General features: G+C 71.6%; 6 protein-coding genes. 1 reads left to right on the forward strand and 5 read right to left on the reverse strand.

All coding sequences use genetic code 11. The features are described 5' to 3' along the window. Window positions 1–14 precede the first annotated feature (14 nt). From ACFXC1_RS15350 to ACFXC1_RS15365, 4 genes are read right to left on the reverse strand one after another with little or no spacing between them, the layout of a single operon-like run. Complete coding sequence (locus ACFXC1_RS15350; RefSeq protein WP_381242859.1) at window positions 15–656, reverse strand: GTP-binding protein; 642 nt, start codon at window positions 654–656, stop codon at window positions 15–17. Then, window positions 637–1,062: a DUF742 domain-containing protein gene (locus tag ACFXC1_RS15355; RefSeq protein WP_381242861.1), complete on the reverse strand. Its 426-nt coding sequence runs from the start codon at window positions 1,060–1,062 to the stop codon at window positions 637–639. The genes ACFXC1_RS15350 and ACFXC1_RS15355 overlap by 20 nt, the downstream gene beginning before the upstream one ends. Continuing rightward, entirely contained in the window at window positions 1,059–1,562 is a 504-nt protein-coding gene (locus ACFXC1_RS15360) for a roadblock/LC7 domain-containing protein (RefSeq protein WP_381242863.1), read from the reverse strand. Before ACFXC1_RS15360 ends, ACFXC1_RS15355 begins: the two co-directional genes overlap by 4 nt. After that, window positions 1,559–4,264, reverse strand: a complete 2,706-nt coding sequence (locus tag ACFXC1_RS15365; RefSeq protein ID WP_381242865.1) for a sensor histidine kinase — start codon at window positions 4,262–4,264, stop codon at window positions 1,559–1,561. The genes ACFXC1_RS15360 and ACFXC1_RS15365 overlap by 4 nt, the downstream gene beginning before the upstream one ends. Window positions 4,265–4,617: 353 nt before the next feature. Between ACFXC1_RS15365 and ACFXC1_RS15370 the strand changes: the two genes are divergently transcribed. Next, a complete protein-coding gene (locus ACFXC1_RS15370) occupies window positions 4,618–5,406 on the forward strand; it encodes a hypothetical protein (protein WP_381242867.1) in 789 nt (262 codons plus the stop codon). A gap of 51 nt (window positions 5,407–5,457) precedes the next feature. Here ACFXC1_RS15370 and ACFXC1_RS15375 read toward each other — a convergent pair whose 3' ends face one another. Beyond that, window positions 5,458–5,943: a MarR family winged helix-turn-helix transcriptional regulator gene (locus ACFXC1_RS15375; protein WP_381242869.1), complete on the reverse strand. Its 486-nt coding sequence runs from the start codon at window positions 5,941–5,943 to the stop codon at window positions 5,458–5,460. Window positions 5,944–6,382 lie beyond the last annotated feature (439 nt).

The raw sequence follows: 6,382 nt of genomic DNA on the forward strand, positions 1-6,382 counted from the left end.
GGACTGCTCGGGGGCTACTCGGGGGTGACGTCCAGCGTGTGGGCGACGAGCGCGAGCAGGGTCTCGATGGCCGAAATCCGCCGCCGCGCATCCATGATCATTACAGGTATGTGCGCGGGGATCGTCAATGCCTCCCGCACATCCTCGGGGTCGAACCGCTCGCTGCCGTCGAAGTGGTTGACCGCGACGACGTACGGCAGACCGCAGCTCTCGAAGTAGTCCAGCGCGGGGAAGCAGTCCTTGAGGCGGCGGGTGTCGGCAAGGACGACGGCGCCTATCGCGCCGCGCACCAGGTCGTCCCACATGAACCAGAACCGCTGCTGGCCCGGCGTTCCGAACAGGTAGAGCACCAGGTCGTCGTCGAGGGTGAGGCGGCCGTAGTCCATGGCGACCGTGGTGGTCGTCTTCTCCGGGGTGCCCGTGAGGTCGTCGGTGTCCTCACTGGCCTCGGTCATCAGCGCCTCCGTCTGGAGGGGCTGGATCTCGGAGACGGCGCCGACCATGGTGGTCTTGCCGGCGCCGAAACCACCGGCCACCACGATCTTCGTGGCGACCGGTGCGCGGGTGCGGTCCAACTGCCAGGCCCGCGGCTGCTCCTCGTCGTCGAGGAGCGGGGAGACGCCGTAGGCGGCGGCGTCAGAGACGACGGAGTCCACTCAGCACCCTTTCCAGCAGAGCGCGGTCAGGACGGCCCGGGCCGTGGCCGGTCCCGGTTCCGTACACACGGATCTTTCCCTGGTCCGCGAGATCGCTCAGGAGCACGCGGACCACGCCGAGCGGCATCTTCAGCAGCGCGGCGATCTCGGCCACCGTGCGCATACGGCGGCAGAGTTCGACGATGGCGCGCATCTCCGGCATGACCCGGGTGTTGAGCGAACCGTTCGCCAACTCCTTGCGTTCCTCCGGGGCTTCGAGCGCCGCCACGAAGGTCTCCACCAGAAGGACATGACCGAAGCGGGTACGGCCGCCGGTGAGCGAGTAGGGGCGCACCCGGGCGGGCTTGCGGTCGCCGCCGCGCACGGGAAGCCTGTTCGGCGTACTGCCCCTGCGGCCGCCGGTCATCGGGCACTCTCCGCGGACGCGTCTTCGAGGGACTTCCGCAGTTCGCTGCGGAGTTCGGGGGTCAGCACATGGCCGGCGCGGCCGACGAAGAGCGCCATGTGGTACGACACGACGCTCATGTCGCAGTCCGCGGAGCCGTGCACACCGAGCAGCGAACCGTCGCTGATCGACATCACGAACAGGCTGCCCTCCTCCATCGCGACCATGGTGTGCTTCACCGGGCCGGAGTCCATCAGCTTGGCGGCGCCGATGGTGAGGCTGCCGATGCCGGAGACGATGGTGGCCAGGTCCGCCGCAGAGCCTCGCGGTCCCGTGCGCCTGGTTTCCAGGGCCTCTCTGGCCTGATCGTTTCTGTGCGGGTCGGAGGAGAGGAGCAGCAGGCCGTCGGAGGAGACGACCGCGACCGACTGGATGCCGGACACCTCCTCGACGAGGTTGCTCAGCAGCCAGTGCAGGTTGCGGGCTTCACTGCTCAGGCCGAAGGTACTGGGCGCGGTCAACTGCTTGCCTCCTCGACGGTGCCCCCCGTGGCTTCTTCGGATGGTGCGTTCGCGCCGCGCGGTGCCGGGACCGGGTTCTGGCCGGTCCGTTCGGCGATCTCCGCTTCTACGTCGCGGTAGCCGGCGGAGGCTCCGGCGCGGAAGCCGCCGAGTCTGCGGCGCAGGGCTTCGGCGTCTACGGTGCCGGTCCGCCGGCGCGGGGCCTGTGCGGGCTGGGTGATCTTCGGGGTGCGCTTGGGGAGGCCCTTGGCTGTGACGGGGTCCTCGTCGGCACGTGTGTGCTCGGCCTCGGCTTCGCCGTCGGCCTTGTTTTCGCTCCCACCCGCACCGCCCGTGCGGCTTTCGTTGTCGGTTGCGGGTGGCCCCTGTGGGGCGGCCTCGCCGTCGGCGGCCGACGGGTCCTCCGTCGCCTGCGGCAGCAGGAGTTCCATCGTCGTCTCGGCCGGGGTCTCCCGTACCGCCTTCTCCGCGAGGGCGACCAGCGGGTCCTCGTCCGGCTTCGGGCGGGCGTGCAGGACGTTGGAGTTGGCCTCGGCCGCGGCGCCCGGGAGGGAGTAGGAGTGGGTGGTACCGGCCGCCGGTGAGGACGTCGGTACGGCCGTCATGGGGGCCGCCGCGAGGAGGGGGCCGGGCAGGACGACGACCGCCGCGATGCCGCCCTGCTTCTGGTCGCGGAGCTGGACGCGGACGCCGTGGCGGTGGGCCAGGCGGGCCACGACGTACAGACCGAGGCCGAGGCCCTCCTCGCCCTCCTGGTCGTAGGGGGAGTCCGGGTCGAACTCGGTGAGGCGGGTGTTGAGGCGGGTCATGCGGTCGTCGGTCATGCCGATGCCCTCGTCCTGGACGGAGAGCATGACCTCGCCGTTCTCCAGGAGCCAGCCGGAGATCTCGACGGGGGCGTCCGGCGGGGAGAACGAGCTGGCGTTCTCCATGAGTTCGGCGAGCAGGTGGCTCAGGTCGTCCGCCGCGAAGCCCGCCACGTGCGCGTGTGGCGGGAGTGCCGAGATACGGACGCGTTCGTAGCGTTCGATCTCGCTGACGGCCGCGCGGACGACGTCGACGAGCGGGACCGGGCCCGCGTGCTGCTGGACGTGTTCGGTGCCGGCGAGGACGAGGAGGTTCTCGCTGTGCCGGCGCATGACCGTGGCGAAGTGGTCGAGCTTGAAGAGGGTGGAGAGGCGGTCGGGGTCCTGCTCGCGCTCCTCCAGGCCCTCGATGACGGCGAGTTGGCGCTCGACCAGGCCGAGGGTGCGCAGTGCGAGGTTGACGAAGGTGCCGCCGATGCTGGTGCGCAGGCGCTCCAACTGCTCGCTGGAGTCGGTGACTTCGGCCCGGAGTTCCTCGCGGGCGTCGGCCATCCGCTGGCGCTGGCCGACCAGGTGCTTGCGGTCGGCCTCCAGGGTGGCGATGCGCTCGTGGAGGGCGACGGCGTGCGCGTGCAGGGAGTTGACCGAGCGGACGACCTGGGCGAACTCGTCGTTGCGGCCGGTGAACTTGATGGCTTCCTCGGCCGCGGGGTCCTCGGCGCCGGCCAGCCGTGCCGAGCCCCGGCGCAGCACCGACAGCGGGCGGGTGAGGGTGCGGGCCATGGCGGTGGCGATGCCGACGGCCAGCAGCATGAGGGCGCCGAGGATCGCTACGCGCAGCTCCAGCGCCTTGACGTCGTCGTCGCGCAGCTGGGCGAGGTCCTTGGAGCGGTGCTCGTAGAGGGCGGACTCCTCGCCGCGCATCAGGTCGACCCGGGCGGAGAGCGCCGCGTCCAGCTTCTTGGTGCTGGTGTCCAACTCGCTGTCGGACAGCGTGGGTTGGTCGGTGAGGGAGGCGAGGTACTTCTCGGCGGTGTTGACCTCGGGTCCGGTGACCGTGGAGTCGTAGCCCGCCACGGCCGCCTTCGTCCCGGTCTCGCGGAAGTCGGCGAGGGCGGCGTCGGAGCGCAGCCGGGCCTGCTGGGCGGCGGCGCTGAGGGCGTCCCGCTGCTTGGTCTGGGCGGCCGTCGAGCTGGTCTCGGTGACGGGGAGGCCGGTGATGGCGCTGATGACCGTCTTGGTACTGGTCGGCACGTTCAGCGCGGCCAGCAGCAGTCCGCGGGCGGCGGCGGCCTGCTGGACGGCGGTGTCGAGTTCGGCGAGCGCGTAGGCGCCGGAGCCGGCCCGCGGCGGCATCTGCTCCGCCAACTGCTCGGCGAGCCGGTGCAGTTCGGTGATGGCGCCGGAGTACGCGACATGCGCCTCCAGCGCGCTGCTCTGGCCGGTGAGCGCGGCCCGTCGTACGGCGGCCACGTCGTCGAGGTCCGAGCGGAGCGCGGCCGAGATGTCGGTGTCGGCGCGCAGTTCGTCGACCTGCCGGTCGACGCGGGCGCTGCGATCCTCGTCGGGGGCCTGGGACTTGGGGCGCCCGGCGGCGATGTACGAGGTGACCTCGTCCCGCTCGTCGGCGAGCGAGTGGGCCAGCGACAGGGCGTCCTGGGTCTGCTCGGCGAGCGTCACCAGGTCCTGGGAGTCGTGGAGTTGGCCGGAGGCGGTGACGAGGGAGGGGACACCGGCCGCGGCAATGGCGGCGGCCACCACGGCCACGGCGACGATGAGCCGGTTGCGGACGTGGGTGCTGCGCCCCTTGCCCGCGGGATCGGGCGTGACGGCACCGGTGGCGCCCCCCTGGGGGGCCGTCTGCTTGCCTGTGCGCCGAGGCCGCTTTTTCTGCACCGGTGCTCGCATTCCTGACTCGTGATACTCATGGGGCCGGGTGACGCTCCGTCATCCCGGTACGGCGACCCTCCCAGTGCCGGTGGGCAGCGGTCGCGCATCGTCCGGGCCGCCACCCGAAGGAGTGAACCCCGTTGGGGAGTTGGCGGGCAAGTTCCGGCGGCCCGTTCTACGGCCTTGCGGGCCACGCCGGTTGGACGTGGGCGGCGGGCTTTGGCAGGATTCGCCGCCACGCATTCCCGGAGTGATCCATTCCACCCCAAACCAGGCGTCTGACCTGCGGGGCTGCGCCGATTCGGTAACCAGTGCCAACGTTCTGCGAGGCCTGTGAAGAGGTCGTGCAGACTGGCCGAATGCGTACGGAACTTGTGTCGGAGCCCGGTGACCCGAACCGCCCCGACGAGGACTTCGCGAGCGTCGGCCTTCCGGCCTCGGGACAGGGCGGTTCGCTGATCGTCCTGGACGGAGTGACCCCGCCGAGGGGGGAGACGGGCTGTCTGCATCCGGTCCCCTGGTACACCGCGCGGCTGGGCGGCGCGCTGACCGAACTGACCGTTTCCTGCCGGGATCTGACTCTGGCGGAGATTCTCTCCCGGGCGATCCTCCGAACATCCGAGGCCCACTCCACCACCTGTGACCTTTCTCACCCGCGCACCCCGCAGGCGACCGTGGTGGTGGCCCGCTGGTCCCCGGAGGAGATCGAATATCTGGTCCTTTCGGACTCCGCCCTGCTCGTCGACTCCCCGGCCGGCGAGGTGACCGCCGTACTGGACGACCGCCTCTCGCGTCTGCCGCGCGCCGCGCGCGCCACGGACGAGCTGATCGACGCCACGCTCCGTAACAAGGAGGGCGGCTTCTTCACGGCCGCCGCCGATCCCTCGGTCGCGGAACGGGCGGTGACGGGCACGCTCCCCCGCGCCGGGGTCCGCGCCCTCGCCGCCCTGACGGACGGGGCGACGAGGTGGGTGGAGAAGTTCGGCAAGGGCGACTGGGCACAGTGCCTCGCCCTCGTCCGGAAGGAGGGCGCGGCGGAGCTGGTGAACCGGGTGCGGGCGCTGGAGCGGGCCGACGCGGAGACACGGACGTATCTGGGCCGGAGCAAGACGCACGACGACGCGACGGTCGTGTACGTCGAGCTGTGAGCCGCTACTTCCGCTTGGGGTACTTCCGCCCGGGGTACTTCCGCCTGGGGCTCACTTCTCCATGACGCCGTTCAACTGGTGGAGCAGGCGGGCGAGTTCGGCGACCTCGCGGCGGTCCCAGTGGGAGAGCTGGCTGACGTAGCGGGCCCGCCGGGCCTCGCGGACGTGTGCGACGCGGCGCCGGCCCTCGTCGGTGAGGTCGACCAGCCAGGCGCGGCCGTCCGCCGGGTCGGGCTCGCGGGAGATCAGGCCCAGCTCCTCCAGGGCGCGCAGCTGGCGGGACATGGTGGCCTTGCCGACGCCGATGTAGGCGGCGAGCTCGGTGGCCCGCTGCCGCCCGTACTCGTCCAGCCGGACCAGCAGACCGTACGCGGCGGACTCCAGGTCGGGGTGGACCTCACGGGCCATCTCGCCCTGGTTGGCCCGGGCCCGCCGAAGCAGGAACGTCAACTCGCGTTCCAGGGACAGATATTCGGGATCGGGATCCGGAATCCCGCTGTCGCTTCTGTCCTCGTCCTTGTGCACGTCAGCACCCATGTTCTGCTTTCCCGATCGTGAAAGTTTCCGCCGGACCCCGTCATCACCGCAGCTCCGCCAGTATTTCGCAGGGCTGGACCATAGGCATCGTCCGGACCCCCTTCCCAGCCGGCCCAGCGGATGCGTAGCGTCGTCACCAGACTCTTGATGGCATGCGCACGCCACGCACACCGCACGTCCTTCCCCCACTCGGAGGCACGCCATGCCCGTGCACAGATCCGGCCCGATCCGCCTGCGCCACCTCGCCCTCGCCTGCGCCCTCACGGCAGCCCTCCTGGCAGGCTTCTCCCTCCCCGCGAGTGCCGCCCCCGCGCCCGTCCCCGCCTACATGGGCATCGGCGGGGGGGGGCCCCCCCCCCCCGCCCGCCCCCCGCGCCCCCCCCCCCCCCCCCCCCCCCCCCGCCCGCGCGGGGGGGGGGGGCGCCCCCCGCGCGCGGGG

The sequence above is a fragment of the Streptomyces hokutonensis genome, assembly GCF_042751305.1.
GTDB lineage: Bacteria > Actinomycetota > Actinomycetes > Streptomycetales > Streptomycetaceae > Streptomyces > Streptomyces hokutonensis_A.

Excerpts from the sequence above, each read along its gene's own strand:
- ACFXC1_RS15355 (WP_381242861.1), bottom strand. The coding sequence starts at position 1,062 with ATGACCGGCGGCCGCAGGGGCAGTACGCCGAACAGGCTTCCCGTGCGC.
- ACFXC1_RS15370 (WP_381242867.1), top strand. The coding sequence starts at position 4,618 with ATGCGTACGGAACTTGTGTCGGAGCCCGGTGACCCGAACCGCCCCGAC.
- ACFXC1_RS15375 (WP_381242869.1), bottom strand. The coding sequence starts at position 5,943 with ATGGGTGCTGACGTGCACAAGGACGAGGACAGAAGCGACAGCGGGATT.